We start from the raw sequence: 530 nt of genomic DNA, 5'->3' as shown, positions 1-530 counted from the left end.
AAATGTCTCTAAGACATCCATACTGTCGAAATCAAACACAGTATAATCATCGCCACTTAAAACTAAACCAATGGCATACGCCTTTTTCCAATTCGATAGCACCCATAATTTGTTCACCTTGTCGGTAGCGTAAGACAAAAACGGTTTTTTGCTTGCGTGACCATTCTCATCAAAACTAACTTGTATAGGTGTAATGTCATATCCAGCCGCCAACCATTTTAATGCCTCACTTTTTGTTGCCATTTTAGAACTCCAGTGGCTTTAAGAATGTATATTCAGGGAACACTGTTTCATCTGGTTTGTGTTCTGGTGTTGTCTTTTCAAGACGTACTTGCAACTTATCAACCAATACTTGCAAGGCTTCAACGACTGCTGCATTACCTTGATTAATTGTGTCTAGATCAACTACCGCCTTAAACTTAGGATTAGCTAAGATTAATGGACGCATAAGTTGGAACACGTTACGTTGCCACATCTTAGCTGGAACCTTGCTACCATCTGTTTTCTTCTTGGCAATTGATACACGATAA

At 39.1% G+C, this 530-nt stretch carries 2 protein-coding genes; both read right to left on the bottom strand.

Going from position 1 to position 530, the window contains the following annotated elements; translation table 11 throughout:
* A partial coding sequence (locus IAE53_RS11250; RefSeq protein WP_200554235.1) for a hypothetical protein occupies window positions 1–243 on the bottom strand: 243 nt, incomplete at its 3' end.
* Window position 244: 1 nt separating this feature from the next.
* On the bottom strand, window positions 245–530 hold a 286-nt coding region (locus IAE53_RS11245; RefSeq protein WP_200136527.1), incomplete at its 5' end, for a hypothetical protein.

Source organism: Leuconostoc sp. S50, from assembly GCF_016624925.1.
In the GTDB taxonomy this organism is placed as follows: domain Bacteria; phylum Bacillota; class Bacilli; order Lactobacillales; family Lactobacillaceae; genus Leuconostoc; species Leuconostoc pseudomesenteroides.
This window is presented reverse-complemented; position numbering and strand designations above follow the sequence as displayed.